At 45.8% G+C, this 20,684-nt stretch carries 18 protein-coding genes and 1 tRNA gene; 7 read left to right on the top strand and 12 right to left on the bottom strand.

Annotated elements, in window-relative coordinates; genetic code table 11:
- Positions 1-9: 9 nt before the first annotated feature.
- From L4D06_RS09655 to L4D06_RS09670, 4 genes are all read right to left on the bottom strand, one after another.
- Positions 10-759: an amino acid ABC transporter ATP-binding protein gene (locus tag L4D06_RS09655; RefSeq protein WP_274165961.1), complete on the bottom strand. Its 750-nt coding sequence runs from the start codon at positions 757-759 to the stop codon at positions 10-12.
- Positions 760-777: 18 nt separating this feature from the next.
- Positions 778-1,878 (bottom strand): amino acid ABC transporter permease, encoded by a 1,101-nt coding sequence (locus L4D06_RS09660; RefSeq protein ID WP_274165962.1) that lies wholly within the window; start codon positions 1,876-1,878, stop codon positions 778-780.
- A 3-nt stretch (positions 1,879-1,881) separates the two neighbouring features.
- A complete protein-coding gene (locus L4D06_RS09665) occupies positions 1,882-3,087 on the bottom strand; it encodes an amino acid ABC transporter permease (protein ID WP_274165963.1) in 1,206 nt (401 codons plus the stop codon).
- Between the two features lie 82 nt (positions 3,088-3,169).
- The gene (locus L4D06_RS09670; protein WP_274165964.1) at positions 3,170-4,198 is read right to left on the bottom strand and encodes an amino acid ABC transporter substrate-binding protein; all 1,029 of its coding nucleotides are present in this window, start codon (positions 4,196-4,198) and stop codon (positions 3,170-3,172) included.
- A gap of 554 nt (positions 4,199-4,752) precedes the next feature.
- On the opposite strand from L4D06_RS09670, the gene L4D06_RS09675 reads away from it, so the two are divergent.
- Positions 4,753-4,843 (top strand) — tRNA-Ser (locus L4D06_RS09675).
- Between the two features lie 206 nt (positions 4,844-5,049).
- On the opposite strand, the gene L4D06_RS09680 is transcribed toward L4D06_RS09675, so the two are convergent.
- Positions 5,050-5,205, bottom strand: coding sequence for a hypothetical protein (locus tag L4D06_RS09680; protein WP_429739097.1), 156 nt, complete (start codon positions 5,203-5,205; stop codon positions 5,050-5,052).
- A gap of 438 nt (positions 5,206-5,643) precedes the next feature.
- Between L4D06_RS09680 and L4D06_RS09685 the strand changes: the two genes are divergently transcribed.
- Entirely contained in the window at positions 5,644-6,060 is a 417-nt protein-coding gene (locus L4D06_RS09685; RefSeq protein WP_429739098.1) for a DUF6678 family protein, read from the top strand.
- Positions 6,061-6,144: 84 nt separating this feature from the next.
- Complete coding sequence (locus L4D06_RS09690) at positions 6,145-6,705, top strand: hypothetical protein (RefSeq protein ID WP_429739100.1); 561 nt, start codon at positions 6,145-6,147, stop codon at positions 6,703-6,705.
- A gap of 217 nt (positions 6,706-6,922) precedes the next feature.
- Here the strand turns inward: L4D06_RS09690 and L4D06_RS09695 are convergent, their stop codons facing one another.
- Together L4D06_RS09695 and L4D06_RS09700 are read right to left on the bottom strand one after the other, a co-directional pair.
- Positions 6,923-7,375: a hypothetical protein gene (locus L4D06_RS09695; RefSeq protein ID WP_429739102.1), complete on the bottom strand. Its 453-nt coding sequence runs from the start codon at positions 7,373-7,375 to the stop codon at positions 6,923-6,925.
- 1,149 nt (positions 7,376-8,524) lie between these two features.
- Complete coding sequence (locus L4D06_RS09700; protein WP_429739104.1) at positions 8,525-8,950, bottom strand: hypothetical protein; 426 nt, start codon at positions 8,948-8,950, stop codon at positions 8,525-8,527.
- Between the two features lie 425 nt (positions 8,951-9,375).
- On the opposite strand from L4D06_RS09700, the gene L4D06_RS09705 reads away from it, so the two are divergent.
- Complete coding sequence (locus L4D06_RS09705) at positions 9,376-10,560, top strand: pentapeptide repeat-containing protein (protein ID WP_429739106.1); 1,185 nt, start codon at positions 9,376-9,378, stop codon at positions 10,558-10,560.
- A gap of 321 nt (positions 10,561-10,881) precedes the next feature.
- Here L4D06_RS09705 and L4D06_RS09710 read toward each other — a convergent pair whose 3' ends face one another.
- On the bottom strand, positions 10,882-13,656 hold the full coding sequence (locus tag L4D06_RS09710) for a glycoside hydrolase family 3 protein (RefSeq protein WP_429739108.1): 2,775 nt from the start codon (positions 13,654-13,656) through the stop codon (positions 10,882-10,884).
- Positions 13,657-13,825: 169 nt separating this feature from the next.
- On the opposite strand from L4D06_RS09710, the gene L4D06_RS09715 reads away from it, so the two are divergent.
- Entirely contained in the window at positions 13,826-14,713 is an 888-nt protein-coding gene (locus tag L4D06_RS09715) for a helix-turn-helix domain-containing protein (RefSeq protein WP_429739110.1), read from the top strand.
- A gap of 117 nt (positions 14,714-14,830) precedes the next feature.
- Here L4D06_RS09715 and L4D06_RS09720 read toward each other — a convergent pair whose 3' ends face one another.
- From L4D06_RS09720 to L4D06_RS09735, 4 genes are all read right to left on the bottom strand, one after another.
- Positions 14,831-15,982 carry a M20 aminoacylase family protein gene (locus tag L4D06_RS09720; protein ID WP_274165973.1) on the bottom strand — a complete coding sequence of 384 codons (1,152 nt, stop codon included), beginning with the start codon at positions 15,980-15,982 and terminating at the stop codon, positions 14,831-14,833.
- 56 nt (positions 15,983-16,038) lie between these two features.
- Entirely contained in the window at positions 16,039-17,013 is a 975-nt protein-coding gene (locus L4D06_RS09725) for a DMT family transporter (protein WP_274165974.1), read from the bottom strand.
- A 129-nt stretch (positions 17,014-17,142) separates the two neighbouring features.
- Complete coding sequence (locus L4D06_RS09730) at positions 17,143-17,982, bottom strand: maleate cis-trans isomerase family protein (RefSeq protein WP_274165975.1); 840 nt, start codon at positions 17,980-17,982, stop codon at positions 17,143-17,145.
- A gap of 70 nt (positions 17,983-18,052) precedes the next feature.
- Entirely contained in the window at positions 18,053-19,219 is a 1,167-nt protein-coding gene (locus tag L4D06_RS09735; RefSeq protein ID WP_429739113.1) for a M24 family metallopeptidase, read from the bottom strand.
- A gap of 340 nt (positions 19,220-19,559) precedes the next feature.
- On the opposite strand from L4D06_RS09735, the gene L4D06_RS09740 reads away from it, so the two are divergent.
- Complete coding sequence (locus tag L4D06_RS09740; protein ID WP_429739115.1) at positions 19,560-20,231, top strand: helix-turn-helix transcriptional regulator; 672 nt, start codon at positions 19,560-19,562, stop codon at positions 20,229-20,231.
- Positions 20,232-20,254: 23 nt separating this feature from the next.
- Complete coding sequence (locus L4D06_RS09745) at positions 20,255-20,647, top strand: RidA family protein (RefSeq protein WP_274165978.1); 393 nt, start codon at positions 20,255-20,257, stop codon at positions 20,645-20,647.
- The last annotated feature ends 37 nt before the right edge of the window (positions 20,648-20,684 follow it).

The raw sequence follows: 20,684 nt of genomic DNA on the forward strand, positions 1-20,684 counted from the left end.
TGTGTGTGATTAGTGCTGAAGAATCTGACTCAGGAACAATTGAGTACGGTCAGATTGAGGGTTGTTGAAGAATTCGTCTGGGACATTTTCTTCAATGATTTCACCCGCATCCATAAAGATAACGCGATCTGCCACCTCTTTGGCAAAACCCATTTCGTGTGTCACACACAACATGGTCATGCCTTCTTCTGCCAGTTCAACCATAACATCTAACACTTCGCGAACCATCTCTGGGTCAAGCGCAGAGGTTGGTTCATCGAAAAGCATCACGTTTGGATTCATGCACAAAGAACGAGCAATAGCGACGCGTTGTTGCTGACCACCAGAAAGCTGACCTGGGAATTTGTCAGCCTGCTCTGGAATTTTTACGCGTTCCAGAAACTTCATCGCAATCGCTTCTGCTTCGTCTTTTGGCATTTTCTTCACCCAAATTGGCGCTAGGGTGCAGTTTTCCAACACAGTGAGGTGAGGGAATAGGTTGAAATGCTGGAAACACATCCCGACTTCTTTTCTCACCAATTCAATGTTTTTCAGATCGTCAGTCAACTCAGTACCACCAACAACAATGGTGCCTTGCTGATGTTCCTCTAGGCGGTTGATGCAACGGATCATGGTGGACTTTCCTGAACCAGAAGGGCCACAGATAACGATCTTCTCGCCTTTAGAAACCCTCAGGTTAATGTTCTTTAGTACGTGAAACTGACCATACCATTTGTTCATATCGGTCAGTTCGATAACAGGGGCGTCTTGTTGAGTCATAATACTATCCTTGTTTCTCTATCGCTTGTGACCAGTGTGGAGTTTGTTTTCTAGATAAATACTGTAACGAGACATACCGAAACAGAAAATCCAGAACACCAATGCCACAAACACATAGCTTTCCGTCGCGAAACCAAGCCAATTCGGGTCGGTATTCGCAGCCTGACCAATACCCAGAACGTCAAACATACCAATGATAAGGACGAGGCTGGTGTCTTTGAACAGACCAATAAAGGTGTTAACAATGGAAGGAATGGTGATTTTCAACGCCTGAGGCAGAATGATGAGTCCCATTTTCTTCCAGTAAGAGAGGCCGAGAGCGTCAGCCGCTTCATATTGGCCCTTAGGTATCGCCTGCAAACCACCACGAACCACCTCTGCCATATACGCTGCTGAGAACATGACCACACCGATCAATGCACGCACCAGTTTATTGGTTTCTGATTCGCCAGACATAAATAGCGGCAGCATGACAGAAGCCATAAACAGGACAGTGATCAGCGGAACGCCACGCCATACTTCGATGTAAACAGTACATAGGCTGCGGATGATCGGCATGTCAGAACGCCGACCCAATGCCAGCATTACACCAATCGGCAGTGATACGACAATCCCAACGATGGCGATGATCATAGTGATCAGCAGCCCGCCCCAAAGGTGTGTTTCCACTTTTGGTAAGCCAGCAACATCACCGAAGATCAAGAACACGGCCATTAACGGGAAAGCAATCAGGAACGTTAGAAGTATCCATCCGCGTTTTGGTGTGCGTTCATAGATCAAAAGACCCGTGAAAATGGCCAAAATTGCGTAGAAAAGCTGAGGACGCCAAAGCTCTTCTTGCGGATAGAAACCAAACATAAACTGATCGAAACGTACGTTGATAAATACCCAACACGCACCTTCTTTCGAACAATCCTCTCTGGATGTTCCGATCCAATCTGAATTGATGAAAGCCCAATCAACAACAGCCCATAACCCTTTAACGGCAAGAAAAGCCAGAATCAATGTCATGATGGAGTTGAGAGGGGACGAGAACAAGTTCTGACGCATCCAGCTAATCGGTCCTACCGTACTAGGCGGTGGCGGCAAATCTGGTTGAAACTCATGTTGTTTAGCCATGGGTTACCTCTCTACCAGCGCGACTTTGGCGTTGTATATGTTCATTAATAACGCTGTTAATAAACTAAGCGTTAGGTATACACCCATTGTCATTGCAATAATTTCAATGGCTTGCCCTGTTTGGTTCAGCGTGGTACCAGCGAATACCGAGACCAAATCGGGGTAACCAATCGCCATTGCGAGAGACGAGTTTTTGGTTAAGTTCAAATATTGGCTCGTCAGAGGCGGAATGATGATTCGCATGGCTTGCGGGATAACAACCAAACGAAGTGTTTTGTTTCGCGGTAAGCCCAATGCCATTGCCGCTTCTGTTTGACCATGGTTCACCGCATTAATACCAGAGCGAACAATCTCGGCGATAAACGATGCAGTGTATATAGACAGTGCAAGTGTTAGTGCCGCGAGTTCTGGGAGAATGGATATACCACCACGGAAGTTAAACCCTTTAAGCTCAGGGTATTCCAGTGATACTGGCATCCCAGAGAAGAAGAATGCGAGTAAAGGCAAGCCGACAATAGCAGCGAGAGAAATCGCGAAAACTGGCGTTTGTTCGCCTGTTGCAATTTGCTTCTTCTTCGCAAAGCGGGCTAAACCAAAGCTGAAAACGACGGCCACAATAAGAGCAATAAGCATCCATACTGATCCATCTTCGAACACGGGGCGAGTAACAAACAAGCCTCGTACGTTCAAGAAGAGGGAATCACCTATGCTGATACTCTGTCTCGGGGACGGGAGTGCTTGTAGTACTGCGAAATACCAGAAAAATATCTGAAGCAGAAGGGGGATATTTCGGAAGATCTCAATGTAAATTGCGGCGAAACGGCTCAATAACCAGTTTCTAGAAAGTCTCGCGATACCCACGAGAAAACCTAGGACAGTTGCCAATGCAATACCAAGTATAGAAACCAACGCAGTGTTCAATAGGCCAACGAAAAAGGTTCGACCATATGAGTAGGTTTCATCGTACTCAATCAGTGTTAATCCAATGCCAAAACCCGCTTCTTGGCTCATAAAGCCAAACCCTGTAGCAATACCGCGTGCATCGAGATTTGTCAGTGCGTTGTTTACGATGTTGTAAACGAAAAACACCAAGGCACAAATTGCAACGGCTTGAAACACCACAGAGCGAAACGTTGGATTGTATATCAGACTTTGCTTCTTCTCAGGGCGAGTAGCCGATGAGCTAAGCGAATTCTCTTTAGATGCCATACAGCCGCACCTCTATCCTTTCACGTTAAAATAAGGGGCACAGAGTTGTGCCCCACAAGTGCTATACGTAAAAACGAATAGATTAGCGGATAGGTGGCGCGTACATGATGCCGCCGTCATTCCATAGCGCGTTCACGCCACGTTGAATGTTAAGCGGAGAGTCTGTACCAACAGTGCGTTGGAAGCTCTCATCGTAGTTGCCAACTTGCTTGATAACTTGGTAACCCCAATCATCGTTCAAGCCAAGACCTTTACCTTTAGGACCGTCCAGACCAAGAATACGACGAATGTTTGGATCTTTTGATTTCAGCATTTCGTCAACGTTAGCTGAAGTGATGTTGAACTCTTCACCATTGATCATGGTATTCAACGTCCACTTAGCGATGTTGAACCAGTTGTCATCACCTTGACGAACAACAGGGCCTAGAGGCTCTTTAGAAATGATTTCAGGCAGAACTTCCGCGCTGTTTGGATCAGCCAACTTAATACGTGAAGCGTACAGACCTGATTGGTCAGTCGTTAGCGTGTCACAACGGCCAGATTCAAAGCCTTTAACGGTTGCATCATATGTATCGTAAACGACGGGCTTGAACGACATCGCGTTCGAGCGGAAGTAATCAGAAAGGTTAAGTTCAGTCGTTGTACCTGATTGAACACAAACTGATGCGCCATCAAGCTCAAGTGCGCTGTTCACACCCAAGTCTTTCTTCACCATGAAGCCTTGACCATCGTAGTAGTTAACGCCCACGAAGTTCAGACCCAGAGTACCGTCACGCTGTAGTGTCCACGTCGTGTTACGTGAAAGTACATCGATTTCACCAGATTGAAGTGCAGTGAAACGTTCTTTCGCTGTTAGAGGAACGTATTTCACTTTGCTTTTGTCACCGAGCACTGCCGCGGCCATAGCCTGACAAAACTCGACATCAATACCTTCCCATTGACCTTCTGCGTTTGGGTTAGAAAAGCCAGGAAGACCGGTGCTGACACCACAACTTAGTACGCCTGCCTTTTTGACTTTATCTAGAGTGCTTTGACCTTCTGCACTAGCAGTGCCGGAGAAAAGCAGTGCTGAGATAACTGCAAGTCCAAATGTCGACTTTTTGGAAACCATACCTATCAATCCTTTTTTGGTTATAACTGGTTGTTACTCATGGACAAGGTTCAAGAGAGGCAAGTAGCCAAAAAATGATGAGAACCTTGTAAAACCACGGCAAGTTAAAAATTAACACGCGGTTAACATCCACAGTATAGGAGCAGTTAGCTTGGCTGCAAATCGAACAAGTAAGAGGTGTGACCCATGCAATGATCTTGGCGAAATTGTTTGTTTTTTTGATCGAAAGTGTGAACAAGTCATTAGTGTAACACGTTGTTTTTACTTTATTCATTGGTCTATGTGTCCCATGAATATGCAACCTGCCGCTACATTGACAATTCCCCTGAGTTTCTGTGAGTTTCCTTGTTGACTAGAATATTATGTTGGTCATGATGAGATGTTTATGCATTTCAGCAAAAAACCAACTGTTCATTTGTGACTAGGTGGTTGAATGCAGACCTCATTCTGTATGCGATATGCGCATGGTGGCGCAAAAACACCCATTCAAACAAAAATGCATAATTAGTGGGTTTACAAACCCAACGTCGAACATTACTATACGCTCCACTCACGGAGAGATGGCTGAGTGGTTTAAAGCACCGGTCTTGAAAACCGGCGTGGGTTTATAGCCCACCTAGGGTTCAAATCCCTATCTCTCCGCCAAATTAGAAAAGGCCGCTGATATTTCAGCGGCCTTTTTGCATTTTTAAACCTCGAAAMAGATAGGGGAGCAGAACCCTAGCAAGGGTTCAGCCGAGCGAAGCGAGACAACGTTGCCCCGACGCAGTCGGAATAGGCGACGGCCCGAAGGGCGTGAGTGAAGCGAACAGTAAATCCCGCTTTTATTCTTTCCTTTTGGCTCCACCAAATTAGAAAAGGCCGCTGTTCTTGCGAAAGATACAGCGGCCTTTTTGCATTCTAGCGATGGTGATTTTATCTCGGGGTTTGAAAATCCCGCCATGCCATGCCATGCCATGCTCTGGGTCTGCAAACGAGTGAATCATGCTTGTGCGGGTTTTCTTCACGGCAAACTCTTACCTCCGCGGTCAGTGTATCTCGTCATACTGACTTCTCGCTTTATCATCCTCCTCTTTAGTATTGGTAGCGGCTTCGAAACGCTATGGCTATGCACGCCTTTGGAAAAGTACCCGAAAGGGCATGTTGAAAACGGGTAGAGTGTCAGGCTGTTGTACCCGTTAAGCGGAAACCCATTCATTTAACGCTATGGGCACAGTGCATAGTGGGGGAGTTGGAAATGGTTAAAATCTAGCTCGTTTATGCTCCATTTTGAGATAGACCCACTTTTAACAAGGCATTAATAGGCCTGTATTTACGATACTGTTTATAATCTGAACCTTACTTTTCCACTGTTGATACACACAGTAAGTGCAAAGGTGTCGCATAATACTGAAATAACACCATTTTGGGATCTAATAAATTGTTATACGTTTGGAGGTTTTGACATGCCTGCAAGAATGGATGAATACTTAGATAAGGTTATTAAAAAGCGATTTTCAGTGTCACTCATGTCAAATTCTAAATGGCGTAAAGTGTTTACGGTATTAGATGTACCAGAATTGAGTTTGAGTCAGTGTTATTGGAAGTTTGTTGATAATGATGATGAGTTTCTAGGCTGGTTTACCAAATCAGATGAGTTGATGGAAAAATATGTGGGTGACTATGGTTCAGGTCCTTTCGCCTACAAGCGAATCGAGTGGCTAGAAATCCCCAAAGTAGGTAAGCCTAGTGGGTATGAAAATGTGCCCTTTAAACATTGGCATCAAGATATAGATGGAGCATTGTCTCTCTTAAACTCAGTTGGTCACTTCGATACTGAAATGACGGATAGAGGGCTGCGTATCTTCGGTTTCAGAGAGTAAACGTATAACAAAGGTTTTCAATGCGGACGAAAAAACGCCCCGCAATTTTTGTTAAATTAGTTTACGGCGTTTAAGGTGGAATTTTTGCGCGAAGCTATCGTTTTTCGTCCCTTAAAACGACGTTATGGAGAAAGTATGGGCTATCTGATTTTGTTAGTGTTGATGACTTTTTTCTGTTGCTGGCTTCTTAAGCTGCGGAGCTCTGTTGATGATTTCATAACATCTGACCCTTTGGTCAAACTTGATAGTCGCTTAAGAGTGATTCGTAGGTGCTTCAGTGATTCATATCTTAGAAAAGCAAGTGAACAGAGGGTGGAGTCAATTCGTACCCAGACTGAAGGATCTGCTTTGCTGCTTCTTATGGTGTTGATTTCCTTCGCTTGGCTACTAACTGGGCGTGGCGTTGATTTTCCGGACAATATTTCAATAGAGGGAGCTCTTATTGTTTCAAGCCTGCTAGTCGGATTTGGGACATTTATAAGGTTCGGTTACTTCTTTAGTAGACTTGGTAAGTCTCTGCTTCTACTGAATAGAATGGCGATAAAATTCTACTTCAAAAAAACAGCAAAATGGTTTGTCATATCAGCTCCACTACTGGCGACGCCTTTAGCCTATGCGTACTTCTTTCTTTATATTCAAAAGTAGTTGGAAAACTTACAATTTTGGTGGGTATCTCCATAACAAAGGTTTTGAAGGCGGACGAAAAAACGCCCCGCAATTTTTGTTAAATTAACTTATGGCGTTTAAGGTGGTATTTTCGCGTGAAGCTATCGTTTTTCGCCCCTATCCTGACTTATATTCCGAGCTTTTTACGTACGGGTCTGCCAGAGCGGAAAGGGCGGGAATAAGTCCCGCCGTTTTGTTATTGGATTGAATTTGTCGCAGATACTAAAGTTTTTTGGTGAGCAAGATGATTATGAAAGTCCTGCTCAATAGCTTCAAAATCTAGGTTGTCTATGCCAGTAACTTCAATAGAAATGTTTACACCAATTCCCTCTCCGACACATCCTAATCTAGCATGAATTGGCACAGTTCCAACGTGCTTATTGATGATATTCATTGCGGCGATACTGAAAGATTGCGCAAGCAGATATGCGTGAACCATAACGTCGCCTTCCTCACTAACGTTATAATCCGAGCCACCAATCAAAAGCCCTTCCAATTCTTGCCAAAGTAAATTGGGAACAGAAGGGAAAGTCGCGTTTAGCTCAGACTGAGCGACACTCCATTTCTCTCTTAACTCAGCAACTTCGGCTGGCGTTCTTGCTGAGTTGAAATTATTACGTACTGCTACGTGTTCCAAAATGTAACTCATACTTAGCCCCTCATGATTTGGCAGGATGGTTTGTTCTCGAAAGAACAAAATCATCCTTACACAGATCTCTGATAAAACTGGTCTTATGTGTTGCCGGTTTGTTAAATTTCATGGATTGGTTAAAGATACTAATAGAGACGAATATTTAGTCCGGTAAATTGTTACTTTCCGAGCTTTCTGAACGTCATGCCAGAACACCGGAAAGGGCAGAAATGACGACATTGGGGAAAGCTGAAACTGGTGTTAACTGCTAGAGCGATTTTGCCCCGAAATTCGTTAGGACAAATACTCCACAAAATTCACTATATACTGACTTACGACATCAATAACACCCTTCAGTTGTTCGCTCTTCAGAGATAGACCTGTCAACATTGAACCTATCACTGTCGAGGCATAAAACCACGTCGGTAACTTAGTGTCGATGAAGAGGCTTTGCTTAGTGTATTTCAGAAAGCGTTCTATTCTACGATGGTGTGACAGCTCTAGAGCGTTCAGGTGGATGTCCTTTACCACGTTCACAGCAAATGTCTCGTCACTAAACTGCGTATAGACTGGTGTCATCCCCATAGCTTTGAGGACATTTTCGAGTTTGTCTTTCGAATAGTTCTTCATGTGAATGGATCGGAGGGTAAATGTTACTTTGAAGAATGCATCCGGCAAGGTGTAATCGAGTTTTTTTTGACTGATAGAACTTTCTTGACACTGAAAGTGGGGGTAATCGTTTTACCACAAACTTTAAGCGCTTCCAGTTTTCTAATTAGTTCTAGATTGAACTTATCAAGGCTTATCTGACTAACATAGTCAATTTGTGCTTTTTCGTAGCTACTTATAAATCCGACTTTAGCTAGTGACTTGAATCTCAGAAAGAAGTATGAATAGATACTGATTTTGTAGTCAGCAAAAGCTAGATTTCACTCAAGCTCAGCTAATCCGAATCGTATAGCTTAAAGCTCCAACTCTAAGCCATTTCTGTCCATTTTTGGGTTTGGCCATCTAGGTGAACACTGCGTTAAACGTGTCAGTTTGATTAAGGTGACGATAGGTTGTGGTTTTTCTGTTGATGAATCCACATGCACTCAGGCTAACGTCTAACACGCTGCATGATGTCGACTTCATGACCAACAATCGAGTGCCAGCAATCCTCTGGTTCTAATTTCCCTCGTCGAGTATCCGGATGTTTTCCGGCCTTACCCATCTGGCTTTTCGAATATTGGTGTAATTTCTTAGCTGGCGCAGGTTATCCCTTGTGGCGGGTCCCTGTGAGAAGAGGCGTTCAGTGGCATTGTCGGCGGGAAATACTAACGCTGCTGAAACATCATAGCCCGGCATGGAGGGGTCAACTCGAACCACACGAATATCACCGCCATTGTGCCCAGAGCGAACCGTAACAGGAACATCGACTTCGACGCGCTCCGAACCATTCATAAAGTGCAGCGTGTTAGGCACCCTCAGGATATAGAATCTTGGTGAGGTTTGTCCCAGTGTCAGAGAGTAAGTCGACTCGTCATCAAAGCCAGTAACCCCTCCCCACTCCAGATGCTGAAGTTCTGCTCGCCCTTCAGCAAATGTAGCCAACCCTTCGCGTGCAAAGGGGGTTTGAAGCCCCCGTGTTGTATCAGGCTGTTGTACTCGTTGAGGGTTAGCTCCATGCCTGTCTCTGGTTAGTTAAAAGGCTATGTTGCATTTTCATTAATTTAGTTTTTAATTTCACTTTTTCTATCTGAAAAAAGCCATTAAAAGGTTTGTTGTGCGGTATAGGTAAATATAAAAACGACAAAGATATGAGTATTCCATTATATATTATGGTCATGGGTGAGATGAGGTTAAATAACTATGCTTAACATTTGGTTGGCATTGGTAAATAAAAACATGCAATTCGTATAGGAATTTATACTTGCACATGGCCGATTCGGCTTTGTTGAGCTCAGAATGAATAGGGTATTTTTTTTCGTTTATACTTTTATATTATTTGGTCGTTTTTTCAAAGGTTAATTTTAAATATGGATACGATTGAATTAGTTGAAGAAAGCTTTGCGAAACTGCCAGATGGAAAGAAGTTCGCAGAGCTTTTCTATCAGCGGATTTCAGAGCATTCGCCACACCTGATGCCACTTTTCGCGAACACCTCGATGACAAAAATGGCCGACAAACTGCTTGCCGCGTTGACGGCAATGGTTGCTGCTTTGCATGATCCGGAAAAGTTGCAGAATATGCTGGGACCGTTGGGGCAGCGGCACTTGTCTTATGGTGTGCTGGAGTCGCACTACTCGATAGTCGGTCAGACCCTGCTTCAGACATTTGAGGAAGAGTTAGGCGAGGAATGGACGGATGACTATGCGGCTGCTTGGTCAGAGGTCTACAGCAACGCCGCTCAGATAATGCAAGAGGGTGCGGCAAAAGCGAAAGCGCAAAACCAAAGTACAACCGAGACAGCCAAGAAACCCGTAAAAACGGGCGCTTTGGCGTGGCTTTATTCTCTGCCAGTGCCAAAGCTATTGATTTTGTGGTTGGCACTGTCTGTGGTGGTTTTGGAGATTGCCGCCATATATGGGGTTCCGAATTGGACGAGGTTACTCAGTGCCTGCTCTTTAGTGCTGTTAATCATGACTATGCTTCGCGGTAATAACGATGCAGAAAAAGCCGGAATCCTTGAGTGTTGGAAAACGATTGACAGCTCGCATGGCGTGAAAACATCCCGGGCGAGACAGATTGCGATGGAGCGCCTGAATGAAAAGAAATGCGCAATGAACAGACTGGATCTGGCAGAAGTGTGTTTGATCAAAATATCATTGGATGGCGCTGACCTGAGTGATTCAAATCTGAGTGAGGCTGACCTAACGGAGTCATCGCTGGCTGGCGCGAACTTTACAAAAGCGCGATTAGACAAAGCGCTATTGGTGAGTGTCTATGCGCCGCAAGTAGACATGTCATTTGTCACCCTGGCCAAGGCTAACCTTTCATCATCCAATTTGGAAAAGGGCTCGTTTCTTTTCTGCAATATGAAAGGGGCCAATCTATCGGGTGCAAATTTGAAGGGCGCAAATCTAACAGGTGTACTAATGGACAAAGACACCTACCTGTCGGGTGCTGATCTTCGTGGAGCGATCATAGACGACAGCATGTTGGATCAAGCCTATACCATTGGAATGATCAGACCTGACGGGAGTGTGGTCACCGAGGTATAGAATATATGAAAGGAGTCAGCTCTTTGATTTATGCTCAGATAATCAAAGCCACTCAGACCATAAACCAAAAATCTGACTCCAATTTCTCTTAGGAGGGCTAGAGTATTCTGTCGAGATGCAGGATCTTTATCATCATGTAAAAACAGCCCAGAATACTCGTCACTCATGAGAAAATAAAACAAATGAAAACCGTGAGGCTAATTTTTCGCGTTCCAGCCATTCCTTACTGACGTAGATATGTCATGCTAAAACACATAATAAATAGTCACAGAACGTCTGCGGCTGGGCAACTTAGAGCGCTGCTTCGCACCAAAAATGCCATTACACCTTCGAAATCGTTATCTCTTCTAGCACTAGGCCTGGCTTAACAAAATCAATATCTAACACGTAGAAGCCAGGTTGAAGCTTCACTTGCAGGCCTTCAACCGTCACGCGCTCACCGTCTGTGCCATTTGTTGGCAATGTCATACCAAACTCGCCGTTAAGAAATAAGCTACATGCTGATTGCGCGAGCGAATCTCGGTCAAAGTGCATAACACCTTGGAATTGATAACTGGCCGGTTCGTTTACCTCAAGTGTTACTGATTTATTCACGTTAGTGTGTAGGCTCAACGTTTGCTCGGTGCGATGAATTGAACCTTCGGGTGCTTGGTCTAAAGCCACATATGACTTTATGGGTTCATAGGCTTTGAGAGGGCGCTCCATAACAGGCGTGGACATAATGAAACGACAAATGTTCATCGCGCTGCGTTGCAACTCACCGAGGGTTAATGTGTTGTTTGCTAACGCTTCTAAGGTATCGTCACCCATGATATTTGATTCTGCACCGTTGTGTTCTACCACCATATACAGATCGTTTTGAGCGCGTATCATGAAAGAAGTGAACGTCTTGCTTTCCTGTCCTGCGTTGATCGGGTCGTTCATTTTCGCCCACCAATCAGTCATCACAATGCCAGTGAAGCCCCATTCGTTGCGGAGGATTGTTGTATTCAAGTCGTAGTTAGACGCAGCCCAGTGCCCATTGACCGGATTGTAAGAGGTCATAATGGTGGAGGCTTTACCTTCCTTCACGGCGATCTCGAAAGGCTTGATATGGATTTCTCGAAGTGCGCGCTCAGACATCACGCTATCAACATCGACACGGGCAGTTTCTTGGTCATTTCCTGCAAAGTGCTTGATGGTACCTGAGACGCCAGCATCAGCGAGGCCTCGGGTTTGCGCCGCTGCCATGACACCCGTTAATAGTGGATCCTCTGAGAAATACTCAAAGTTTCGACCGTTCAGCGGGTGCCGATGAATGTTGATCCCTGGGCCTAAAAGCGTATCAATCTGGTTTGCGCGTAACTCTTTGCCTATTAGGTGAAATAACGTTTCGTTGAGTTCTACATTCCATGTACAGCCAAGCAGTGTTCCTATAGGCACTTGAGTGGCTTTGTGACCGCTATCCATGCGGATCCCTGAAGGGCCATCTGCAGCCGAGGCCACTGGAATTCCCAAGTTAAATAAGCAATCGGATAGCCCACCAAATGCAGACGCTGTGCCCGGCGTGACTTTAGGGCTACACATGCCTTCACCACGCACGATCATGGCGAGTTGCTCAGGTGACATTTGCGCGACAAATTCGCTCAAGCTCGCTTTGCCTTGCTTCACATCGATGAGTTTGATGCCTTTATCGCCCACTATCTCAAGTGGTTTGGGCATGTTTTCATGAATACGCTCAGCTAAAGAAATGGTGCGAACAGGCACAGTGTCGAGGTGAGTTTCGTAAATGCCACTTGGTTTTTTGTCGGCGGGTTTGATGCGGTCAAATGAGTCAACCGGTGCACACGCTTCGCTTAACGATTCAACCACGACTAGCGCATTAACGTGGTAGTCAGCGGCGATATGGTTTGCGTGGCGAATGCTGTCTCCTAAGAAAAATCGGTAGGTGCCAGATTCAAGTACATAGCTGTTACGATACCCAGTTGCGCCACTATCATCATACGAAGCCAGCATGCTTGCAGGCACGGAGATTCTCACAGAATCACTGTCGCTTGGCTCAATGACCTTTGTCTTGGCGAAACCGATTAGCACTTTTGCGGGCTTGCCTAATTGACCTTGTGGCGCTTCAACATATAGCTGCACCACTTCTTTGCTGGCGTAATCGCTACCAATGTTACTCACTTTGATGTCAAAAGTTAGCAACGCCTTTGCGCCTTCGCCTTGAATCGAGAAGTCTACGAGCTCACGAGTAAACGCGGTATAGGATAAACCCGCGCCAAACTCAAATTGAACAGAATCGGGTTGGAAGGTTTCAAAATATCGGTAGCCAACATAGATGTCTTCAACGTAAAGGTTACGGTCTTTACGTCCGAAATTGGCGGATGATGGGTAGTCAGAGAGCTGATGTGCAATGGTGTCGGTTAAACGACCACTTGGGGACTGTTGACCAGAGACGATATCAGCAAGCGCATGACCGCCTTCCATTCCCGCAGCCCAGCTATAAAGCACGGCTTTGAGCGATTGTTTGTCTTCCAGCGTGTTTAACCACGACATGTCCATGATGTTCGATACATTCATGACCACGATAACGTCCGAAAAGTGATGCGCCACTTTGGTGATCATGTCGATTTCACGATCCGTTAAACGGTAGCTGCCTTGTTCATCGGCGTTGTCTTGATCTTCGCCTGCGGTTCGTCCGATAAACACCATTGCTTTGTTCGAGCAGGCCGAAGCACTGGCGACAAGTTCATCTGACAAAGGCATTTCTTGTTGGAACCAAGGCTCGGCTGCCCAAGCGCCACCACCGTCATCGAACGGGTGATCGGCTATCCAGTCTTGATACACGGCAATCAAATCTTCATTGATGGTGATCGCGCTGTTGGCTCTAAATCCTTCTAGAACGCTGATGGCATAGGGAACATTCACCGCACCCCCTGACCCCGTGCCACTTCGATAGGTGTCAATTTGGCAACGCCCAAACAAGGACACCACATCCTTTTCTTTCAAGGGTAAAACCGAGTCAGTGTTTTTTAAGAGTACGACGCCTTCAGCAGCAGCTTGTCGGCTTACCGAGACGAGGTTTCTTTGTGCATCATTGATTTCTTGTTTGTTCATATACAATCACACAACCGTTCTAGTCTTGCTATCGTCATAGGTACTCTGACAATCAGCTGGATAATGTCGTTGAAAACATGTTGAAAATTCACGTTATTGAAAAGAAATAGTATACTCGCGACGTGCGTGAAACTACCAATATGGCGACCAGAATAAGGAATCTAGCGACATGAGTGTCGTATACCAACTTAGAGCACATCAAAAGCATAGCCACCTGAAATTTGCTTATCTAGACGGGCATCATCATTGCGATTTTGCCTCACACAAGCATGATTTTGCTGAGTTGTTTTTTGTGATGAGTGGGAGTGGGAAGCATACGGTAGCGGGGCACGAGTACGCGATCAGCAAAGGGGACGTGTTTGTGATCAATGGCGATATTGAGCATGGCTTTAGGGACGTGAAGAAGCTCGAAATCGTTAACCTTATGTTTGACGCGAAAACGCCATTCTTTGAGCTACCGTCAATGCGTCAGTTGTCTGGGTATCAGGCAATGTTCAAGATAGAACCGATTGCCAGACAAACGACGGAATATAAACCGAAACTGTCACTGAGTAAGCAACAGTTACTTGCGTTCACCCACTTGCTGCATGACATCAGAATGGAATATGAATCATCTCAATCCGCATTTGAGGTTGTGTTGACGGGTTTGATGCAACAATTGGTGATTAGGCTGGCAAGGATTTATCAAGATAGCAGCAGTGATTTGCCACCGACCACGATTGCGTTGAGCCGAGCCCTTGTGTTTATTGAACAGAACTTCAATGATGCCGAGGTCAATACCGATACTATCGCCAAAGCAGCATTTATCAGTAAGCGTCAGTTAGAAAGGTTGTTTCGACAATTTATGGATTCATCGCCAAACCAGTATTTAAAGCAGGTTCAGCTTAGCTATGCGATAAAACTATTAGATAGCGACAACGACCATACTATTCAATGTATTGCGGAGCGTAGCGGTTTTTCCGACAGCAACTATTTTTCGAAGTGTTTCAAGCAGCAGTTTCGATATAGCCCGAGAGCCTATAGAAAACTGGCAATGGACGAGAGGCGAAAAGCCTAGTTTCTCGCGTCAGTAAACCTCGCTGAATCCTGTTTCTTCAGGTTGTTTGGGTGTATTGGAAACGTGAAAAAAAAGCGCCCGTAGGGGGCGCAAGGTCGTAGGGTGTTTCTGTTATGGTTATTTGGATAACTGGTCTTCAACCAGTGTCTGCCAGAACTGAACGCCTGACATCAGAATCTCATCGTTGAAATCGTAGTGGGGGTTGTGTAGTGCTGTTCCACCGCATTCACCCACACCATTGCCAACCAGGATGTAGCAGCCTGGACGCTCACGAAGCATGAACGAAAAATCTTCGCTGATGGTAAACGGCTGACACGCGCCGTTGACTTTATCTTCACCCGCCACTTTGATTGCTGCACGTACGGCGTGCTCGGTTTCTTCCGCGCTATTGATAGTCGAGAGGAAGCTGTTGTTGAAGTGATACTCGTATTCCACACCCGCAGACATACATTGACCCGCCACAATTCGCTCGATGGCTTTTTCAATTTTATGCAGAGCCTGATCAGTAAAGCTTCGGGTATCGCCCTTAATGGTTACGCGTGAAGGAATAACGTTTACTGTGCCGTTGGTTTTGAATTCGGTCACGGAGATAACGGCAGTTTCATCAATCGCACTGAGATTGCGCGATACGATGGTCTGCATTGCCGTTACGATCTGGGCACCAACAACGATTGGGTCGGTTCCCATGTGCGGCATGGCGGCATGACCACCCGTTGCGATCACTTCGATTTCAAAACTACTTTCGCTCGCCATTAACGAGTGAGGGCGAGTCGCAAAATGTCCTGCAGGAATTCCTGGCAGGTTGTGCATGGCGTATACCGCATCAATGTTCCAACGGGTAAATAAGCCGTCGGCAATCATGGCTTTTGCACCCACGCCGTGCTCTTCGCCGGGTTGGAAAATAAAATAAACGGTACCGTCAAAATCTTTGGTTTGAGCCAGTTGATGCGCCGCACCAAGCAACATGGCTGTGTGACCATCATGACCGCAAGCGTGCATAACACCTTTGTGTACTGAGCAATGTGAGAAGGTGTTCTTTTCTTCAATGTGAAGTGCATCCATATCAGCACGAAGACCGATAGAGCGGTCACTGTTTCCACATTTTAAGATGCCAACAACACCTGTTTTACCGATGTTTCTGTGTACTTCCAAACCAAACTCTTCGAGCTTGTTTGCGACCATTTCTGATGTCAGCACTTCTTCAAAGCCAAATTCAGGATGCTTGTGAATGTGATGACGCCATTCAGTAACGAGTTGTTTAATGGTCATGGTGTTCCTCATGAAAATTGGGGCGCTGCGTGAGTGAGCAGCGCCACGTAGTTAACTTATGCTTTTTGTACTTTGAGTTTGGTGTTGCGAGTTTCAGCTTCAACGTCAGGCTTTTTGTTACCGACTTTCATGAACATCATCATGGAGCCAATAACCACCATAATTGCTAGCAGTCGCATTGGTGTCACCGCTTCACCCAGCGCAAATACTGCGAGGATAAAGGAAGACAGCGGCATTAGGTTCAGTGCCATGCCAGTACCATCAACACCTACTCGCTCCATGGCGTAGATGTAAACGAGGTAGCTGATGCCTGAGATACCTACACCCAAAATAGTGATACAAGCAATACGCAATGGGGAGCTGAAAATACCCAGTGCAGAGCTCAAATCGGCACCTGTAAATACGAGGTACATACCAAAGCCGAGAGAAGCAAAGACGAACTGGTGGAACATGGTCGCGACTGAGCCGTACTTTTGTGCCAACTCAGCGCGAGCGTAAGCCATGGTGGCAAAGCTTGCTGCACTCGCGAAGCAGATCAAGTGACCGATGTTGAAACCATTGGTTTCAGAGCTTGGGTCCATAACGAGAATCGCGACGCCGACGAACGCACCCAGTGCAGACACCATTTGTAATGTATTGAAGCGAGCGCCATGGCGAACGAAGCCCACAGTAAGAATTAGGATTGGGATCAAGCCTTGAATCACACCGTTTTCAGATGCGGTAATGTAATCAAGAGATAGGAAGGAGAAGAAACTAAAAGCGCCTTGACCGATGATGCCACATGCAGCTGTCCAGATAATGTCGTGACGGTTTGCCCAGTTCAGTTTGAATTCACATTTCTTTTCCACTTTGCCGGTGGCGGTGCCGACTTTAAGAATAATTGCCAGCGTCATAAAGGCGACGGTGTAACGTGCCCATACCAAGACTTGAGGATCCATGACTTCCAAAATTGGCGTGCCAACAATCCAAGGAATACCCCAAAGTAAGCCGACGAAAATTGCTGCTGCCCAACCCATTGCTGTACGGTTCATAGTCTTATTCCTTCAAAAACAATAAATTTGAGACGAGCGTTCCCACAGGCAGTAATTTGCCTGACTGTCAGAGGTAATAGGGAACGCTCGGTAACCGGTAGAGCTAAACTTTTTCTGGTAAAGCGCGTGTTACATCGCGGCTTCTATGCCTTCTCCTTCACCATCTTTGCTTTGTTCAAAGGTTGGGTATGGAGATTCATCCAGATTCAGTAAGCGGCCAAAGCCTGGGCAGGAAGCGATGTTTCCTGATAAGTGCATGGCGTGCCAGAACATAGCGGAATTGCTGCATACCACAGGGATCCCGAAGCGATCTTCGATCTCTTTGATGTGGTCGAGCACGCGCAAGTTGGTGCAAGACATGAAGACCAAATCGGCATCGCAATCTGGCAGCATATTTTCAAGCGCTTCTAGCATCGATTCGCGGGAAACTGTTGTGATGTCCGTATCACGTTCAATGCCAAGGGAGCCCAGTCTTACCACGTCGAAACCTGCTTCCGTCAATTGCTGGTAAAGCGGGAAGTTCACATCGGTCGGGTATGGAGAGAACACAGCGATTTTTTTAGCGCCTAGACGTTTGAAAGCAGCTTTTGCAGCAGTCCAAGGGTTGGTGGTTGGAATATTTCCACGGTTTTGGGTTAGCAACTGACCCACACGTTCTTCACCAATGATAATGGTGGCGGAGGTGCAACCAAACGCCATGACATCCATTGGCAAGCCGTAAGCGATCAGATCTGACGCTTCACCAATGCCGTTTGCAATGTTATCTAGTGCTTCCGGTGTCATCTCACTGGAGTAATAAACACGGCTGCTGAATACTGCCGCTTGGGTGCCAAGTAGTTTTGCCCAATCCATTTCTAGCGAGTGATCTGTGCTTAATTGAACCAGACCAATGTGGGTGCGGTTAATACGAGGAGCGGGTTGGTACGTCAGAGGAATTTCAAACTGCTTAAATTCATCTAGGGTTTTCATAGGGTACTCAATCTGTCATGGGGCCGAATAAGTCGGCCCACTTATTGATATTATTAGAGGTAATTCTTTGTTATTTAATGATGATTAGCTCAGGTTCTGCGCGCTCGCTAAGCCACTCAGCACCGTTCTCAGTGATCACAATGTTCTCTTCGTGCACCATTGATTTGCCAGGAGCGTAAACCATGCCTGGTTCTAGCGTCATGACCATGCCCGGTTTTAGTACGGTGTTATCGGTAGCGGTGTTTGATGGACGCTCAGTCAGTTCCATTCCTAGACCGTGACCAAGGCGACCAACGTCGTTACCTAATGCACCGTTGGCTTCCAACACTTTCCACATCGCGTTGTAAATGTCTGACGTGGTTGCGCCAGGACGTGCGGCTTCAAAGCCAGCTGAGGTGGAATCGTAAACTGCGCGGTAAGCAGCTTTGGTTTGCTCACTTGCACTGCCGAATGCCCAGTTACGGTCGAAATCAGAGAAGTAACCATCACGTTTTGCACCCGTGTCGATGATCAGCACGTCGCCGTCTTCGATGACTCTGTCGGTTGGGCCCATGATGATGCTGTCATAACCGTCAGGGCCAGAACCCGCAATGATGTAAGGACATTCATCGGCTCCTTCTAACAGCATATCGATACGGAACTGCTTACAAATCTCACGCTCAGACATGCCCGCTTTGGCGTATTCAGGCACTTTTGCAAAACCCACATTAGTAATGCGGCAGATTTCTTTTACCTTGGCGATTTCTGCTGCTGACTTAACTTGACGGATTTCATGCATTTGCAGTGAAACATCAACAAATTCCTTATTCACCATGGTGGTGAGTTGTAGGTAGTTGTTCACTGGCATACGAAGGTGAGATTCAATGCCCAGCGTAGCGCCGATACGGCCAAAACGCGCGGGAAGAGAGTTCAGATAAGCCGCAACTAGGCTAATGCCGTCGTCTTCAGGGCGTGGAGAAGGCCAAGTAATGATGTTATCAATCCACGTACCCGCCATGCCGCTTGAACCGATCTCAGGAATGATGGCGGTTGGCTTGCCTTCAGCTGGGATCACAAGGAACCAAGGGCGGGTAGGGCTGTGCCAGAACTGGGTAAAGAACCCTGTGAAATAGCGAACGTTTGGCTCGGTCGTTAGAATCATTGCATCGAGCTTCATGTCACGCATCATCTGTTGAGCATGGGCAGTACGCGCCTCAAACTCAGCCACTTCAAAACCACGGGCCAGATAATCAATCATTACACTTTCCTTCTCTACTCATCGTTTGAAGTTACTCGCAGTGAACTGTAATTCGTTTATCGTTCACTTTCGGTAACGTTATGGCGAGCAAGTTTACGAATAATTGAGTTAAATAATGTGACCTCAAGCTCACCGTTAACTAAAGTGCACTCAAATCGTGTTTGTTTGTTCGGAATAGTGATTTTAGTCAACATATTTAAACTTTGATGTGAAATTAAGTTGATTAAGAGGCAAATTAGGCGTTCTATAGTTACCGAAACTTAATTTTAAAGGTTGAATGGTTTTCACCTTCATATGACAATGTAGTCAACTTATGTTAACCAAATAGACGACGGTGCCCATGGAAAGTATCAGTGAATTCTCGACCAAATTTACGCCTAAAGATCGCGATATGCTGCAGGCCTATTTTCGGCTAGCGGACACAATCGCTGACTTCATCGGGCCTCACTGTGAAGTGGTTATTCACTCTTTTGAAAGCCTTGAGAAATCAGTGGTGAAGATAGTGAATGGTCATCACACTGGGCGAGACGTGGGTTCACCAATCACAGATCTGGGGCTTCGAATGTTAAGAGCGTTCGAAAAAACTGGGAATGTGACGCCGAATAGCTACTTTACTGAAAGTAAAGATGGCGCGTTACTTAAGTCGACGACATGCATCCTTGAAGGAGAAGAAGGCCGACCGATTGGCATGTTCTGTATCAACATGAATTTGTCTTTTCCGTTCCCTGAAATTATTAAAACCCTGATGCCAGACATGGCTCACTCTGCCATGTCCGTCAGTGAAAATTTCAGTGCAAGCGCGAATGAAGTGATCGATCAGGCGCTAAACCACGCCATTGTGGAAGTGGAAGCTGATGCCTCAATCAACCTTAAAGGAAAGAATAAAGCCATTACTAAACTGTTGTTTGAAAACGGCATTTTTGAACTCAAAGAAGCCACAGCAATTGTTTCAGAAAGGCTAGGTATTACTCGCCATGCAATTTACAAATATCTGCGCGAGTTCAAGTCGTAAACATTTAAGTAAGAGATTGAAAAATGACAACTAAAACCAAAATCCACACTGATTCTGCTCCTGCTGCTATTGGTCCATACTCTCAAGCAATGGGTTTCCAAGATCTGATCTTTACCTCTGGTCAATTGCCATTGGATCCACAAACCATGGCATTCGTGGAAGGTGGTATTAAAGAGCAAGCGCGTCAGTCACTGGAGAACCTTAAAGCGATTTTGGAAGAGTCTGGTGCGTCAATCGACACGGTATTGAAAACAACCTGTTTCCTATCTGACATGGAAAACTTCGTGGCATTCAACGAGGTTTACACTGAAGTGTTTGGTACTGAAATGGCACCTGCACGCTCTTGCGTTCAAGCGGCTCGTTTACCAAAAGACGCTCTGGTTGAAGTGGAAGCGATTGCGTTTATCAAACGTTAATCCTTAAGCACCTGTCTTGCAGTGGGGCACTTAGCGT

The sequence above is a fragment of the Enterovibrio makurazakiensis genome (assembly GCF_050336585.1).
In the GTDB taxonomy this organism is placed as follows: domain Bacteria; phylum Pseudomonadota; class Gammaproteobacteria; order Enterobacterales; family Vibrionaceae; genus Enterovibrio; species Enterovibrio gelatinilyticus.

Coding starts and splice junctions, on each gene's coding strand:
- L4D06_RS09655 (WP_274165961.1), bottom strand. CDS start 759: ATGACTCAACAAGACGCCCCTGTTATCGAACTGACCGATATGAACAAA.
- L4D06_RS09660 (WP_274165962.1), bottom strand. CDS start 1,878: ATGGCTAAACAACATGAGTTTCAACCAGATTTGCCGCCACCGCCTAGT.
- L4D06_RS09665 (WP_274165963.1), bottom strand. CDS start 3,087: ATGGCATCTAAAGAGAATTCGCTTAGCTCATCGGCTACTCGCCCTGAG.
- L4D06_RS09670 (WP_274165964.1), bottom strand. CDS start 4,198: ATGGTTTCCAAAAAGTCGACATTTGGACTTGCAGTTATCTCAGCACTG.
- L4D06_RS09685 (WP_429739098.1), top strand. CDS start 5,644: ATGCCTGCAAGAATGGATGAATACTTAGATAAGGTTATTAAAAAGCGA.
- L4D06_RS09695 (WP_429739102.1), bottom strand. CDS start 7,375: ATGAGTTACATTTTGGAACACGTAGCAGTACGTAATAATTTCAACTCA.
- L4D06_RS09705 (WP_429739106.1), top strand. CDS start 9,376: ATGGATACGATTGAATTAGTTGAAGAAAGCTTTGCGAAACTGCCAGAT.
- L4D06_RS09710 (WP_429739108.1), bottom strand. CDS start 13,656: ATGAACAAACAAGAAATCAATGATGCACAAAGAAACCTCGTCTCGGTA.
- L4D06_RS09715 (WP_429739110.1), top strand. CDS start 13,826: ATGAGTGTCGTATACCAACTTAGAGCACATCAAAAGCATAGCCACCTG.
- L4D06_RS09720 (WP_274165973.1), bottom strand. CDS start 15,982: ATGACCATTAAACAACTCGTTACTGAATGGCGTCATCACATTCACAAG.
- L4D06_RS09725 (WP_274165974.1), bottom strand. CDS start 17,013: ATGAACCGTACAGCAATGGGTTGGGCAGCAGCAATTTTCGTCGGCTTA.
- L4D06_RS09730 (WP_274165975.1), bottom strand. CDS start 17,982: ATGAAAACCCTAGATGAATTTAAGCAGTTTGAAATTCCTCTGACGTAC.
- L4D06_RS09735 (WP_429739113.1), bottom strand. CDS start 19,219: ATGATTGATTATCTGGCCCGTGGTTTTGAAGTGGCTGAGTTTGAGGCG.
- L4D06_RS09740 (WP_429739115.1), top strand. CDS start 19,560: ATGGAAAGTATCAGTGAATTCTCGACCAAATTTACGCCTAAAGATCGC.
- L4D06_RS09745 (WP_274165978.1), top strand. CDS start 20,255: ATGACAACTAAAACCAAAATCCACACTGATTCTGCTCCTGCTGCTATT.